The organism is Brevundimonas vesicularis (assembly GCF_900445985.1).
Taxonomy (GTDB): domain Bacteria; phylum Pseudomonadota; class Alphaproteobacteria; order Caulobacterales; family Caulobacteraceae; genus Brevundimonas; species Brevundimonas vesicularis_D.
Window position 1 is genome coordinate 1446629 of sequence record NZ_UAQP01000005.1, and the last position, 14569, is coordinate 1461197.

General features: G+C 63.3%; 14 protein-coding genes. 4 read left to right on the top strand and 10 right to left on the bottom strand.

The genetic code is table 11. The features are described from left to right. The first annotated feature begins 322 nt into the window (after positions 1–322). Positions 323–2983, top strand: a complete 2661-nt coding sequence (locus tag DT343_RS17880) for an excinuclease ABC subunit UvrA (RefSeq protein ID WP_269465529.1) — start codon at positions 323–325, stop codon at positions 2981–2983. A 254-nt stretch (positions 2984–3237) separates the two neighbouring features. On the opposite strand, the gene DT343_RS07175 is transcribed toward DT343_RS17880, so the two are convergent. The 8 genes from DT343_RS07175 to DT343_RS07210 form a co-directional block, all read right to left on the bottom strand. Then, positions 3238–3807 (bottom strand): type 1 glutamine amidotransferase domain-containing protein, encoded by a 570-nt coding sequence (locus DT343_RS07175; RefSeq protein WP_066551108.1) that lies wholly within the window; start codon positions 3805–3807, stop codon positions 3238–3240. Between the two features lie 31 nt (positions 3808–3838). Next, positions 3839–4978: a glutathione-independent formaldehyde dehydrogenase gene (locus DT343_RS07180; protein WP_066551106.1), complete on the bottom strand. Its 1140-nt coding sequence runs from the start codon at positions 4976–4978 to the stop codon at positions 3839–3841. A 458-nt stretch (positions 4979–5436) separates the two neighbouring features. Further along, positions 5437–5730 (bottom strand): putative quinol monooxygenase, encoded by a 294-nt coding sequence (locus tag DT343_RS07185; RefSeq protein ID WP_112862294.1) that lies wholly within the window; start codon positions 5728–5730, stop codon positions 5437–5439. Positions 5731–5841: 111 nt separating this feature from the next. Beyond that, positions 5842–6582, bottom strand: coding sequence for an SDR family oxidoreductase (locus tag DT343_RS07190; protein ID WP_066551102.1), 741 nt, complete (start codon positions 6580–6582; stop codon positions 5842–5844). A 76-nt stretch (positions 6583–6658) separates the two neighbouring features. Then, a complete protein-coding gene (locus tag DT343_RS07195; protein ID WP_112862295.1) occupies positions 6659–7810 on the bottom strand; it encodes an L-dopachrome tautomerase-related protein in 1152 nt (383 codons plus the stop codon). After that, positions 7807–8913 carry an NADH:flavin oxidoreductase/NADH oxidase gene (locus DT343_RS07200; RefSeq protein ID WP_197458448.1) on the bottom strand — a complete coding sequence of 369 codons (1107 nt, stop codon included), beginning with the start codon at positions 8911–8913 and terminating at the stop codon, positions 7807–7809. Before DT343_RS07200 ends, DT343_RS07195 begins: the two co-directional genes overlap by 4 nt. After that, positions 8913–9368 carry a VOC family protein gene (locus tag DT343_RS07205; RefSeq protein ID WP_112862296.1) on the bottom strand — a complete coding sequence of 152 codons (456 nt, stop codon included), beginning with the start codon at positions 9366–9368 and terminating at the stop codon, positions 8913–8915. Before DT343_RS07205 ends, DT343_RS07200 begins: the two co-directional genes overlap by 1 nt. A gap of 2 nt (positions 9369–9370) precedes the next feature. Beyond that, the gene (locus DT343_RS07210; RefSeq protein WP_197458447.1) at positions 9371–10180 is read right to left on the bottom strand and encodes a type 1 glutamine amidotransferase domain-containing protein; all 810 of its coding nucleotides are present in this window, start codon (positions 10178–10180) and stop codon (positions 9371–9373) included. Between the two features lie 96 nt (positions 10181–10276). Between DT343_RS07210 and DT343_RS07215 the strand changes: the two genes are divergently transcribed. Continuing rightward, the gene (locus DT343_RS07215; protein WP_066551092.1) at positions 10277–11155 is read left to right on the top strand and encodes a LysR family transcriptional regulator; all 879 of its coding nucleotides are present in this window, start codon (positions 10277–10279) and stop codon (positions 11153–11155) included. A gap of 454 nt (positions 11156–11609) precedes the next feature. Here the strand turns inward: DT343_RS07215 and DT343_RS07225 are convergent, their stop codons facing one another. After that, on the bottom strand, positions 11610–12179 hold the full coding sequence (locus DT343_RS07225) for an SDR family NAD(P)-dependent oxidoreductase (RefSeq protein ID WP_197458503.1): 570 nt from the start codon (positions 12177–12179) through the stop codon (positions 11610–11612). Between the two features lie 354 nt (positions 12180–12533). Here DT343_RS07225 and DT343_RS07230 point away from each other — a divergent pair, with 354 nt between their 5' ends. Both DT343_RS07230 and DT343_RS07235 read left to right on the top strand, forming a co-directional pair. After that, positions 12534–13103, top strand: coding sequence for an SRPBCC family protein (locus DT343_RS07230; protein WP_066551089.1), 570 nt, complete (start codon positions 12534–12536; stop codon positions 13101–13103). 29 nt (positions 13104–13132) lie between these two features. Next, a complete protein-coding gene (locus tag DT343_RS07235) occupies positions 13133–14308 on the top strand; it encodes a zinc-dependent alcohol dehydrogenase (RefSeq protein WP_066551086.1) in 1176 nt (391 codons plus the stop codon). On the opposite strand, the gene DT343_RS07240 is transcribed toward DT343_RS07235, so the two are convergent. Further along, positions 14295–14480, bottom strand: coding sequence for a hypothetical protein (locus DT343_RS07240; protein ID WP_066551084.1), 186 nt, complete (start codon positions 14478–14480; stop codon positions 14295–14297). The genes DT343_RS07235 and DT343_RS07240 overlap by 14 nt on opposite strands. Positions 14481–14569: the final 89 nt, after the last annotated feature.

Below are 14569 nucleotides of genomic sequence, written 5' to 3' on the forward strand. Positions count from 1 at the left end.
GACCCCTGCCATGATGAAGCGCGCTCTGGCAAATGGGCAACGCGTCGCGATGCGGTAACAAGCGCCGAAGTGCGGTCGTTACATGCCGATAGCGACACGGACCAGGGCCGCCTGGCCCAGGCGCTTACCAGCGGAGTGTGTCTGGCCTCGTCGCGCGACCCAACGGGAAAATGGTTTTGGTCTAATGCTGGAAAAATATTTCAAAGGTACCGAACATCGGGCCAGCCTGGCCGTTGGATGTATTGAGTCGGAAATGCATTCATCTGTTACCCGGCTGTGATGAACCACGGGCCGCACGGGCGTATAGGGCAGGAAGACTGAATTGAAGAGCAAGGATATTCACGCGACGACGCCGGCCACCGATCATGGGCATACGGGGCCGCCCGCTTGCGTGCAGGTTCGCGGCGCGCGCCAGAATAACCTCAAAAATATTGACGTCGATGTACCGCGCGACGCCTTCGTGGTGTTCACCGGCATATCGGGCTCGGGCAAGTCATCGCTCGCGTTCGGCACCCTTTATGCCGAAGCCCAGCGGCGTTATCTGGAATCGGTTGCGCCCTATGCCCGTCGCCTGATCGACCAGGCCGGCGTGCCGGAGGTCGACGCGATCGACGGTTTGCCGCCTGCGGTCGCGTTGCAGCAGCAGCGCGGCTCGGCCAACGCGCGATCCTCGGTCGGCAGCGTGACGACGCTCTCCAGCCTGGTGCGGATGCTCTATTCGCGCGTCGGCGAATATCCGCGCCATCAGCCGATGCTCTATGCGGAGGATTTCTCCCCCAACACGGTCGCGGGGGCCTGCCCGACCTGTCACGGCATCGGGCGCGTCTATGACGCGACCGAAGAAACGATGGTGCCCGACGACACGCTGACGATCCGGGAACGCGCAGTCGCCGCCTGGCCGGCGGCATGGCATGGCCAGAACCTGCGCGATATCCTCGTGTCACTCGGCTATGACGTCGATACGCCGTGGCGCGACCTGCCGAAAAAGGATCGCGACTGGATCCTCTTCACTGAAGAGGCGCCGACGGTGCCGGTCTATGCGGGTCTGACGCCCGAACAGACCCGCGTGGCGCTGAAGCGCCGCATGGAACCGAGCTATCAGGGCACCTTCACCGGCGCCCGCCGCTATGTGCTGGAGACCTTCGCCAACACGAAAAGCGCGCTGATGAAGAAGCGCGTCTCGCAATATATCATCGGCCGCGATTGCCCGACCTGCGACGGCAAGCGCCTGAAGCGCGAAGCCCTGTCGGTCAAATTCGCCGGCCTCGACATTGCCGAGTTCGGCGACCTGACGGTGCTCAAGCTGAAAGACTTGCTGATCCCCGTCGCGCATGGCGCGTATGGGGCGGTCTCCGCCCCCTCAAAGGGCCATGTTCTGGAAAAAGCGGCCCGCGATGCAGCGGTCGAACAACGGGTTGCGGCGGGCGGCTCGGCGCACAAGAGCGCGCCCGACGTACGCCGCACGCCCAATCTCTCCGACGAGAAGCGGATCGCCGCCCAACGCCTTGCCTGCGAATTGATCGAGCGGCTAGAGCCGCTCATCGATCTTGGCCTTGGCTACATTTCGCTCGACCGCAGCACGCCGACGCTCTCCTCCGGAGAGCTGCAGCGCTTGCGGCTTGCCACGCAATTGTCGTCACAGCTTTTCGGCGTGGTCTATGTGCTTGACGAGCCTTCGGCAGGGTTGCACCCGGCAGATGGCGAAGCCTTGCTCACCATCCTCGAGCGTCTCAAGGCGGCGGGCAACTCCCTGTTCGTCGTCGAACATGATCTCGACGTGATCCGCCGCGCGGAATGGCTCGTCGATGTCGGGCCAGGAGCCGGGGAAAAGGGCGGTGAAGTCCTCTACAGCGGGCCGATAGAGGGGCTTGCCGACGTCGAGAATTCGATCACCCGCCGCTACCTGTTCGCAGAGCCGCTCCGCAGTGAGCGCACACCGCGCGATCCCAAGGCATGGCTACGCCTGGAAGGGATCAGACGGAACAATCTCCATGGTCTCGACGTCGAGTTTCCCATCGGCTGCTTCACCGCTGTCACCGGCGTTTCGGGATCGGGTAAATCCAGTCTTGTCAGTCAGGCGCTGCCCGAGCTCGTCACGGAACACCTCGGCGGCTCCCCCGTGGCCGAGGAGGAGGATATCGACCCGCTGCTCGATGTTGCGCAGAACGACACTGAAGGACGCATTGTCGCAGGCATGGAGCATGTTCGCAGGCTGGTCCGGGTCGATCAGAAACCGATCGGCCGCACGCCGCGCTCGAACCTATCCACCTACAGCGGCATGTTCGACCATGTGCGACGGATATTCGCTGATACGCCGCTCGCCCGCCGGCGGCACTACAGCCCGGGAAGGTTCTCGTTCAACGTCGCGCAAGGCCGCTGCCCTGTGTGCGAGGGCGAGGGATACGTCATGGTGGAGCTGCTGTTCCTGCCGAGCGTTTTTGCCCCCTGCTCGACCTGTCATGGCTCTCGCTACAACCCGCAAACGCTCGAAGTCGAATGGAACGGGCGCAATATCGCCCAGGTGCTCGAACTGACGGTCGACGATGCGTGCGATTTCTTCGCTGGCGAGGCATCTGTGATGCGCTCCCTCGACGTGTTGCGGGAGATCGGTCTTGGCTATCTGAGGCTCGGTCAGCCGGCGACCGAGCTGTCTGGCGGGGAGGCGCAGCGCATCAAGCTGGCGACTGAACTGCAACGCGCTCAACGCGGCAACACGATCTACATCCTCGACGAGCCAACTTCGGGGCTTCACCCCTCCGATGGCGACCGGCTCATGCAACACCTGCAGGGCCTCGTAGACGCCGGCAATACCGTCGTAGTCGTCGAACATGACATGCGCGCCATCACACAGGCGGACTGGATCATCGACCTGGGACCGGGGGCCGGGGAAGATGGGGGCCGTATCGTTGCCAGCGGCGTCCCTGGCGTCGTTGCGGAAGCGGAAGGCAGTCTCACCGCCCGCTATCTCAAGGCGGCGCTGTAGTCGTAAATCTGGCGGAATGCACGTTCGATCAGGTGCATCTCAACCACACGTTGGAATGGGTCGAATCTGGAAGCGGGAGCCGGCGATGTGTCACCGCGGTTGACGCGGCTTAGGGTTTGAGTGCCCGTCAGGTGTGCCGTGTTCGTGCGATACGCGGCGTGGCGGACGGCCATCGCTGGCCATCCGCCACGCTTGCTTTGTGCGGACCTTCTCCAAGGAGAGGGCCCTCACATGGTTCGTCGAAACGCCCCGTCTTAATTCCCTGCTGCGAGCGCCGCGGCCACACCTTCTGCGATCTCCTCAACGAGTTTGGCACAGAAGGCGGGCAAATCATTGGGATCGCGGCTGGTAACAAGGCCGTTGTCGACCACGACTTCCTCATTGGTCCATGCACCGCCGGCGTTCTCGATATCGACCTTCAGCGTCGGGTAGGACGTCAAGGTGCGACCCTTAAGCACGCCCGCCTCGATCAATGTCCAGGGTGCATGGCATATAGCCGCAACAGGTTTTTTCTGATCGAAGAAAGCCCGGATGAAACCAATTGCCTCGACGCTGCCGCGCAGCTTGTCGGCACCGACAGTCCCTCCGGGCACAACAAGTCCGTCGAAATCGTCGGCTTTGACCTCGGAAAACGTCTTGTCGATAGTATAGCTGCCGCCCTCGTCAAGATCGCTATTGACTGTGCGAGCCTTGCCCGGCTCAAAACTGACCACGGTCACTTTGCCACCAGCGTCCTCGACAGCTTGCTTGGGCTTCGAGAATTCTGGTTCTTCCGTCCCGCGGGGTGCGATCAGAATGGCAACTGATTTGCCTTCCAAAGTCATAATTTATTTCCTATTCCGTCGAAAACTAAGGTCAGGCGCCCGGCTTGAGCACGACCTTCGTCCAACCAGCATCGCGCTCGTCGAAATGCTTGTAGGCGTCTGGTGCCTGATCAAGCGGCAGTCGGTGCGAGATGATTTGGGCAGGATTGGCCCGGTCTTGCTCGATAAGCTTCATCAGTCGCCGGTTGTAGTGCTTTACATTGCACTGGCCGGTGCCGATCTTCTGGCCCTTGAACCAGAAGTTGCCGAAGTCGAACGCCATCTTGCCTTCCTTCTGGAGATCGTCGGGCGCGTTCGGGTCTTCCGGAATGAACACGCCGACGACGCCGATTCCGCCGGTGGCCTTCGTGCTTTTGACGAGGCAGTTCATCGTGTAATTGCTGCGCTCCTTGCCGTGGCGATCGCAACACTGATACCCGACCGCCTCAACCCCCCGGTCGGTCCCGAGGCCGCCGGTCGCGTCAAGGATCTGCTGGGCGGGATCGCCCTTTCGCATGTCGATCGGAATGGCGCCCATGGCCTCGGCCAGTTTCAGGCGGTCATCGTGAGAATCGACCACGAAGATCTGAGAGGCGCCGCGGATTTCGGCTGAGTGCGCGGCCATTAAACCGACCGGACCGGCGCCGTAGATCGCGATGCTTTCGCCAGGCAGGAAACCTGACAGTTCGACGCCATGCCAACCCGTCGGGAAGATGTCGGAGAGCATGACATAGTCATCCTCCTTCTCCTCAGCGTCCTCAGGCAGCTTCAGACAATTGAAGTCCGCATAAGGAACGCGCATAAACTCGGCCTGACCACCTTGCCACGGACCCATCTCGGCAAAGCCATACGCTGCGCCAGCGGTTCCAGGGTTGGTCGTGAGGCAAAAACCCGTCAACCCGCGTTCGCAATTTTCGCAGAAACCGCAACCGACGTTGAACGGCATGCACACGCGATCGCCCTTCTTGATGCGATCTACGGCAGAGCCGACTTCGATGACCTCGCCAAGGTTTTCGTGGCCGAAGACCTTGCCCTTCTCGAAGCTGGTACGGCCTTCATACATGTGAAGGTCCGACCCGCAGATATTGGTCGTGGTCAGCCGGATGATAACATCGGTCTGCTTTTCGATCTTGGGATCGTCGATGGTATTGACAGAAACATCTTTGGGCCCGTTGTACACGACAGCTTTCACGGATCTTTTCCTTTCTCAGCTCTTTTCAACGAGTCATCAAATCGAGAGCTTGGCGATGATCCGGTCCATCGCAACGGCGGAGGACATCGCACCCTTCCAAGTGATCTCAGTTTCCTGAACCTTTCGCTACCTCAGAGGTTCCTTCCCGTAGGGCCGTCCTGGGATCAATTCACGGCGGTTTTCTGAATGACTGGGCCAGAACGGCCGAATAACGCGCCGAATTGATGTGCTCAAGAATCTCCCGCGAACTAATGGCGCCCTTACGTCGGGACACATCAACGGCGCCTTATCAGTAAATTCAGAAGTGTGATAATCGCAAAAGACAAGGCCATCCACTTTCGCGGATGACCTGTCGTATTCATTTATTCATTTCCCGATCCGACCGGGCCATCCATTCCGGATAGAGACACGAGCCTTACCCTGCGGTCAGACGGCAGCTTAGGGTGCCGACCGCTCCGCTATTTCGCGGCCAGTAGGGTGAACTTGTGAATCTGCGGCGGTTCAGAGAACAGTTCTTCTGCCTTCTCCATCAGTGCGGCGGCAACCTTGCCGTCAAGATGGGCCTGCCGATGCTCCTCTGTGTCGAACGTATCGAAGATCGCGTACGCACCGGGACCTTCCTCGATCGCATACCAGGTCAGAGTGCCCGCCTCAGCTTGAACGAGCGGCAATGCCGAGGTCAGGAAATCGGCGACATCGCGCTCTTTTCCGGGCTTGGCCTTCAGCGGTACATACAGGGCAAGTTTGGGCATAAATGACTCCTCAAGTGAAACGGACACATATTATTCGGCAAAGCAACGGACGAGCGGGCCGATACGTTCCCCATGAGGCGGAGCACACGCGGCCCCGCCTCCTCATTGCAATCAGAACTGCTGTGCGGTCGGACGGATGACAATCGCGTTGACGTCGACGTCATCAGGTTGTTCGACAGCGAACGCGATAGCACGCGCCACCGATGCCGCCGGGATGGCCTGCTTGTAGAAGTCCAGCACCGTCTCGGCAGCCGCGCCAGAGGTCGTGAATTTCAAATCGCTTTCGACAGCTCCAGGCTCGATTGACGTAACCCGGACCTTTTCCCCCACCTCGTGGCGCAAGCCCTCGCTGATCGCGCTGACGGCGAACTTGGTGCCGGAGTAGACAGTGCCGCCTGGTGCGAAGACCTTGATGCCCGCAACCGAGCTCAGGTTGATGATGTGGCCGCTGCCCTGCTCGAGAAAGCCGGGAAGGGCCGCCGCGATGCCGTAGAGCGTACCCTTCAGATTGACGTCGATCATCTGGTCCCACTCGTCGGTGTTGACCTCGGCCATCGGACGGATCGGCATCAGCCCGGCGTTGTTGATCAGCACGTCGAGGCGGCCAAAGTCGGCAATGATTGAGGCGACGACGGACTGGACCGCCGATTTGTCGGTCACGTCCAGCGCGTAGCTACGTGCCGTTCCGCCAACTGCGGCGATGTCCGCGACGACCTCGTCGAGCCTGTCCTTGCGCCGCGCGGCGATGGCCACCTTGGCGCCGCGTTCCGCGAGAAGACGCGCAGTTTCCGCGCCGATGCCGCTGCTGCCGCCGGTTATGAGAACGACCTTGCCTTCGATACCCTTGGTCATGACTGTATTCCTTCAAGTCAGTTGTTGATTTTTCGCCGGATCGCGGCCCCGCGCGAGCCCGCCCGGCCTGATGGGGTCACCGCGAGCGCAACAGGACGGGAGCCGCGCCCACCTTGATGCGGAGCAGCTCGTAGGGCTTGCGGCGCAAGTCCCGCCCGCCGTGGAAGCCTGGCTGGCGGTGAAGCTGGTTGGCGGTGAAGTAGAGGTAGCCGTCGGTGCCGATCGACAGCGTGTCGGGCCAGCTGATGCGCGGGTTGCTGACCACCGTCGTCCAGCTGCCCTGGTCGAGCACGCGGATCGCGTTGTTCTCGTAATCGCCGGCGAACACGCGGCCCTTGTCATCCTCGGCTATCCCGTCCGAGGCGCCTTTGCGCCCCAGGCTGCGGACCGCGCGGCCCAATGCCTCCTCGGACACCGCGGGATCGCGCAGCATTGCCGTGGGCACCGCGTGCAGCGTGCGGCCCGACAGTGGACCGTAATACAGCAGGCTGCCGTCGGCGCTGAGCGCAATCGCGTCGCTTGCGATCGTGACCGGCGTCGCGGGGCCGTCAGCCGGGCGGTTCATGAGCACCGCGCCATCGACAACCGGGGTGAAGCCGGGCTCGGGGTTGGTCGTCGCATGGTTCGACAGGCGCCGGATCGCCCGCCCGCTTGCGATATCGACGACGATGATGCCGCCGATCCCCTCGTTGCTGCTGTCGGTGATGTAGGCGACGCCCTCGGCACCCTGACGCAGATCGAAGCGCACGTCGTTGAGGTAGGTCGTGGGCAGCACCACGCTGGGCGGCAGGACGATCGTCTTCACCACCCGGTCGGTCGCAAGGTCGATTGCCACCAGCTTTGCACCGCCGGCCTGTGGTTGAGAGAATTTGGGCGCCGCCGTGTCGAGCACCCAGAGGCGATTGGCGCCGTCGGCCACCACGCTCTGCACCGAGATGAAATGCCCAGCCGGGTCGGCCGGATCGGGCTGGTTGGTCGCGGCGTCGGGATAAGGCACCGCCTTGCCGTCGACCAGCTCGGCAACCGTGAACGGCGCGTTGTCGCCCCATTGCGGGAAGTTGACGAAGATGCGCCCGTTGGGGGCGACGGTCACGCCAGTCGGCATCGCGCCATCGAAGGTCGCGACCTGTTCGATCTGGGGCGCGGATGCACCCTCGCGGGTCGTCGAGCAGGCGGCAAGCGAGAGGGCACCGCCAGCGGCAAGAAGCAGTTTGGCGGAGGTTTTCATGGGGTCATTTCCTCGAGGATGCGGCCCGCTTCGTGGGGCTCGGACCGGAGATATTGCGGGGGCGCCTTGACCGATGCACCAAGCGCGGCGGCGGCGTGCCAGGGCCAACGCGGATCCCACAGCGCAGCGCGGGCTATCGCTATGGCGTCGGCATGCCCGTCTTCGAGGATGCGCTCCGCCTGGTGCGGATCGGTGATCATTCCGACCGCCACGACAGGCATGGCGACCGCGTCCTTGACCGTCCGCGCCAGCGGCACCTGATAGCCGGGACCGACAGGGATCTGCTGGCGCGGGTCGAGGCCGCCGCCGGAGACGTGGATTGCCGAACAACCGCGCCGCTCCAGCTCCTGTGCAAACAATGCGGTTTCCTCCGCTGTCCAGCCGCCTTCAACCCAGTCGGTCCCAGAAACGCGGACGGTCACCGGGCGGTCGGCCGGAAACGCTTCGCGCACGTCATCGAACACTTCGAGCGGGAACCGCATCCGGTTGTCGAGGCTGCCGCCGTATTCGTCGCCGCGCCGGTTGGAGATCGGCGAAAGAAACTCGTGGAGCAGATAGCCATGCGCGACGTGGATCTGGATGGCTTCGATGCCGAGCCTGCCGGCGCGCCGGGCGGCATCCGCGAACGCCTCCCGGATGCGGGCAAGCCCTGACTTGTCCAGTTCGACAGGGGGATTGTCGTCCGGAGCGAAGGGAATGGCGCTGGGTGCCACGGTCTGCCAGCCATTCTCCGCATCGGGGGCGATCTGCGTTCCGCCTTGCCACGGCTTGGCGCAGCTCGCCTTGCGGCCGGCATGGGCCAGCTGGATGATCAGCGGCATGTCCGACCAACGGCGCACACTTTCGAGCACGCTTCGCATCGCCGCTTCGGTACGGTCATCGTACAGGCCGACGTCACCGTAGGTGATGCGCCCTTCCGGGCTGACCGCGGTCGCCTCTATCGTCAGCGCGCCCGCGCCCGAGAGCGCCAACTGGCCGAGATGCATCTGGTGCCAGTCGGTCATCGCGCCGTCGACTGCCGAATACTGGCACATCGGCGCGATGACGATGCGGTTGGCGAGCCGCAGCCCGCCAACCTCAATCGGTTCGAACAATTTCGCCATCACCATTCGCCCGTGTTGGGCATGGAGGCCCAGGGTTCGGCCGGAGCCTTGTGTTCGCCCGTCTGCAGCAGTTCGATCGAGATCCCGTCCGGCGAGCGGACGAACGCCATGTATCCGTCACGCGGGGGGCGATTGATCGTCACGCCGCCCGCCTGCAGCCGCGCGCACGTTTCGTAGATGTCGTCGACCCCGTAGGCGAGATGGCCGAAGTTTCGGCCGCCCGTGTATTTCTCGGAAGCGCTGCCATCCTCGGGCGGCCAGTTGTACGTCAGCTCGACCTCGGCATCGCCCTGCTCGCCGTCGCCGCGGAAATCCTCGTCGGCGGCAAGGTAGATCAGCGTGTAACGCCCGGCCTGGTTCTCCATGCGCCGGGTCTCCCTGAGACCCAGCAGCGTGAAGAACCGGACCGCCGCCTCGGGATCGGCGACGCGCAGCATGGTGTGGAGATACCGCATGATCAGGCGTCCTTGTCCTTGAGGGCTTCCATCACGAGCTCCGCGGTGCGGGTTGCGCTGGCGGGGTTCTGGCCGGTCACAAGGTTGCCGTCGCGCAAAGCGAATGGGGCGAAATCGGGGCCGCTCTCGTGCTTGCCGCCAAGTTCCTTGAGGCGCGTTTCGAGCAGGAACGGCACGGCCTTGTCGAGGCCGACCGCGCGTTCCTCGCTGTCGGTGAAGCCCGCGACACGGCGGCCAGCCACGAGGGGCGTGCCATCGGCCTTCTTCGCCGAGACCAGCCCTGCCGGTCCATGGCAGACGGCGGCAACGATCTTGCCTTCGCGGTCGAAGCGTTCGACCAGGCGGGCCAGTTCGTCGCTGCCGGGGTAATCGAACATGGTGCCGTGGCCGCCGGGCAGGAACAGCGCGTCGTAGCCGGCGGGATCGATGCTTGTGAATACAGGGGTGCTGGTAACCTCGGCCTTCAGGGCCTCGTCCTTAAGATAGCGCTCGACCGAAGCGTCGTTCTCGCCGTCGGCGTTGACGCTGCGCTGGTCGACGGGGATGGCGCCGCCCTTGATCGAGGCCAGCGTCACCTCGGCGCCCGCATCGCGGAAGGCATAATACGGGGTGGTAAGTTCCTCGAGCCAGACACCCGTCGGTTCGGTGCCGGGAATCATTCGGTCGGCGGAGGTGGCCACCATGAGAATGCGGGTCATCGTCAATTGTCCTTCTCCATTGATGTCGGGGACACGAGCAAACGCAACCGGCGCAGCCGCACCCGCCACAAAGACAGCGGTGAGTGCTTTCAGCAGTTGGCGGCGATTTTGCATTCAATCGTTCCTTTCGGCGGCTTAGATACGCAGGGAACGGCATCATGAAATCCAGCGGGAATGGCGGACGGCCATAAATCCAGTTATGGAACCGGAATGTCCCTCCTGCAGTTGCGCACCTTCGTCGAAGTCTACCGCCGTCGTTCACTGAGCGAGGCGGCCCGGGCAATCGGCATCACCCAACCGGCGGCGTCGCAGCACATCGCATCGCTCGAGGCGCAACTGGGCCGTCCCTTGTTCGATCGCCATTCGCGCGGCGTCCGACCGACAGCGATCGCCGACGATCTCGCTGCTTCAATCGGAAGCAGCCTCGACACGGCGGAATCGGCACTGGCCAGCGCGCGGGCCCGTTCGTCCCGCATCTCGGGCACGGTCCACATCGCCGCGCCGTCGGACATGCTGGGCGAAATGATCACGCCCCGACTGGCTCCGCTGCTGGAAGCAGGGCTGGACCTGCGGCTGCATATCGGCGGGCGCGAGGCGCTTTATGCCATGCTCCTCGAAGACAAGGTGCACCTGGCCGTCACCGCCTCGCAACCCGAAGATCCGCGGTTGGCCTTCCATGCGCTGGGCGAAGAGCACCTGCGCGCCGTAGCCTCGCCCGCCGTGGCCATGCGGATTGCCGAATTGCCGCTTGCCGACGGGCTCAACCGGACGGCCCACCTCGCCTACGACCTCGACCGGCCGCTGCTGCGAACCTGGCTCCATGCAAACCAGCTCGAGCTGACGAGCCAGCCCGCGTTGACCGCGCCCGATTTGAGAGTATTGCGATCGGGATTGTGCGCGGGTCTCGGCTGGACGGTGATGCCCGGCTATCTCACCCGCAGCGAACGCGCTGCCTGCACGCTGATCGAGATACCCGCCCCGGTCACGGTGCCGCGCAACGCTTACTACCTCGTCTGGGCACGCTCATCGCTGCGACACCCGCGCGTGGCCATGGCTCGGGACGCCCTGATTGCTGCACTCCGAACATAATGGTGGCCACACCTGTTGGGCCGTGAGCGCAATGTCGGGTCTGAACCAGTTGAGCGCTGGCGGAACAAAGGGCGGCTTTCGGGATCGTCGGCTACAAGGCCGAACGGCCGGATGTGGGGCGCAAAGCGGTCATCCTAGGAATGAAAAGGTTGTGTCCTCCCCTGCCCCAAAGTCGGCCACCTCTGTTCGAATCCTCAAGCGGGACTCGAACTCACGTTAAATAATTGGGATCTTTCCGACCAATCCCGTTGCGGAAGGGCTGGGGCACGCCGTTGCACTAGCGTGAGAATCCGGCTGTGAACGCCCGCCGCCACGGCCTCGATGCGGGTCCGTACGCCCATCTTCGAACAGGCCTTCTCCAAGTAAGATGTCTCAACCGCGCCAGGAGCGGAAGTTGGACCAAGGGCGGGAATGAGACTTCCCAAGTGAGGGTCCGTTCCCGCCAGAGCTTCCGTTACGATCCCGATCCCGGCTCCGCCATCTTGCGATGCTGTTCTGCCAGCGCGGTCTGGGGCGTGACGGCGGCCATCGCCGCCTGGACCTTGTTCTTCATGCCCGCGACCACGTCGCCGTCGCCGCGCTTCATGGCCTCATAGCCAGTCCTGGCGACATGGGCGGCTTCGGCCTTGTGCTCGTCCTGGCCGACCCTGGTGTCCATCAGGCCGGCGCGCTCGAAGAAATGGGTGTTGACCGGTCCGGGCATCAGGACGGTCACGCTGACGCCACTGTCCTTCAGTTCGTTGCGCAGGGCGAAGGAGAAGCTGTCCACGAAGGCCTTGGTGCCGTTGTAGACGGCCTGGAAGCTGCCCGGCATCAGGCCAGCGATGGAGCCGGTGAAGAGGATGCGGCCCTGGCTGCGCTCTCGCATATGACGGCCGATCAGCCAAGCCAGCCGGATCGTGCCGGTGATATTGGTGTTGATGACATGGACCACGTCGTCGAAGTCCTGGTCGAGGAAGGCCTTGCCCAGCCGCTGCCCTTGCCCCGCATTGGCGGCAAGCGCATCGACCGGGCGAGCGCCGATGGCGGCGTAGAAGGACTGACGCCCTCTTCCGTCGCCAGGCGGAGACCAGGTCGCCGAGCCCGGTCAAGGTCTGGGAGAACTCGGCAAGCGCGGTGTCCGCGGCGATGATGAGGTCGTATCCGTCCTCGGCGAAGAGCTTTGCCAATTCAAAGCCGATGCCGAAGGAAGCGTCGGTGACGACGGCGAGGCGACGGACGGTTTCGGCGGCGGTCGGGTTGAGGATGTCGGTCATGAGGACGGCACCTGGGCTAGATGCTCTTCCCACCCTTAACCGAGGTGCCTGTTCCTCCGCTCAAGCTGGAACGAAGCCCATCGCGGGTGGTTGACGAGGTTCAGCCCATCGGAGCTAAGCCTATGTCCAATAGTGAAGTTTCCACCGACGCCGACGTTGGCTCGACCGCCTTTGTCGACAAGGATCGGCGCGAGGGCGAATACGAGGCCTCAAGCTTGAGGGCCGTCCTGATCAATCGCCCCCGCGACGACCTCTACGCCTTTTGGCGCGATCTGACGAATATGCCGACCTTCTCGGAGACGGTGAAATCGGTCGAGCTTCTGGAGTCCGGCCGTTCTCGCTGGATCGTCGCCGGGCCGGCCGACAAAGACATCGAACTGACCAGCGAGATCACCGAGGACGTCTCCGGTGAACGCATCGCCTGGACCTCTAGCAAGGACTCGGACGTCGATCACGAGGGCTGGATCGAATTCCGTGACAACGCCTTTGGTCGCGGCACGGAGGTGCGACTGTTCATCAGCTACGACCCGCCCTCCGGCGTCATCGGCAAGGTCGTCGCCAAGGTGATGCAGCGCGAGCCACGTCTCCAAGCGCGCCGCGAACTGCGCCGTTTCAAGCAACTGATGGAGACGGGCGAGATCTCGACGTCCAAGGCCCCCCACGCCGCGCCTCGGTCCGACCGTCACATCTGATCCCCCTTCCCAATTCTAAGGAGTCGCCCATGCGCGCCCTCACCTGGCACGGCAAGCACAACGTCCAAGTCGATACTGTCCCCGACCCGCAGATCGCCAATCCTCGCGACGCCATCATCAAGATCACCGCCACCGCCATCTGCGGCTCAGACCTGCATCTCTACGACAGCATGATCCCCGGGATGTCCAACGGCGACATCCTGGGTCACGAGTTCATGGGCGAGGTCGTCGAAGTCGGCCGCGGCAACACCAGTCTGAAGAAGGGCGACAAGGTGGTCGTCCCCTTCGTCATCGCCTGCGGGAAATGCTTCTTCTGCGAGAAGTCGATGCCGGCCGCCTGCGACAACTCCAATCCGGCGGACAAGGCGGACGCGTCAGAAATCGCCTATGGCCAGTCGGTGTCGGGCTTGTTCGGCTATTCGCATCTGACCGGCGGTTTCGCCGGCGGACAAGCTCAGTACGCGCGCGTCCCTTATTCCGACTACGGCCCGATCAAAATCCCGGAGGGCATCGAGGATGAGCGGGTGTTGTTTCTCTCGGACATATTCCCAACGGGCTGGATGGCGGCTGAGAACTGCCAAATCCAGCCTGGCGACACTGTCGCCGTCTGGGGCTGCGGCCCGGTCGGGCTGTTCGCGATCAAGAGCGCGATCCTGCAGGGCGCCGGTCGCGTGATCGCCATCGACCACCATCCCAACCGACTGGCGCTGGCCAAGGCGAACGGAGCGGAAGTCCTGAACTATCACGAGGTCAAAGTGCGCGAAGCCCTGCTGGAGATGACAGCTGGCCTTGGACCAGACAGCTGCATCGATGCGGTCGGAATGGAGAGCCACGGCTTCTCACCGGACAATATCGTCGATGCGGTGAAACAGGAGACCAAGCTCGGCACCGACCGTCCCCACGTCCTGCGCGAGACGATCATGGCGGTCAGGAAGGGTGGTACGGTCTCCGTCCCGGGCGTCTATGGCGGCTTCGCCGACAAGTTCCCGGTCGGCGCCTTCATGGAAAAGGGACTGACGCTGAAGACCGGCCAGACCCACGTCCAGCGCTACCTGCCTCAGCTGCTGCAGATGATCCTGGAGGGCAAAATCGACACCACCGATCTGATCAGCCATCGTCTGCCGCTCGAACAAGCGCCCGAGGGTTACAAGAACTTCAAGGAGAACCAGAACGAATGGACCAAGGTGGTCCTCAAGCCTCACTGATCGATGTCGGCGGGCGCGTGCGGGGTTTTTCCGGCCGGATGCGCTCGCCCGTCAGCGTCGCTGGCCCGCGCAGTTCGCCGATCACATAGAAGCCGCGTTCCGCCAGCTGCTGGGCCAGCAATGCGACATCGACGGACTCGTCCGCCGTTTCTGCCCGCCGGTTCTCGGTCATGGCGCAGTCCTCCCTGATCTTACAGAACGCCTGGCGCGTGTGGGCGCTGCGTCACGAAACCGCGAGGTCGCCGCCCGCCGGCCAGGGCT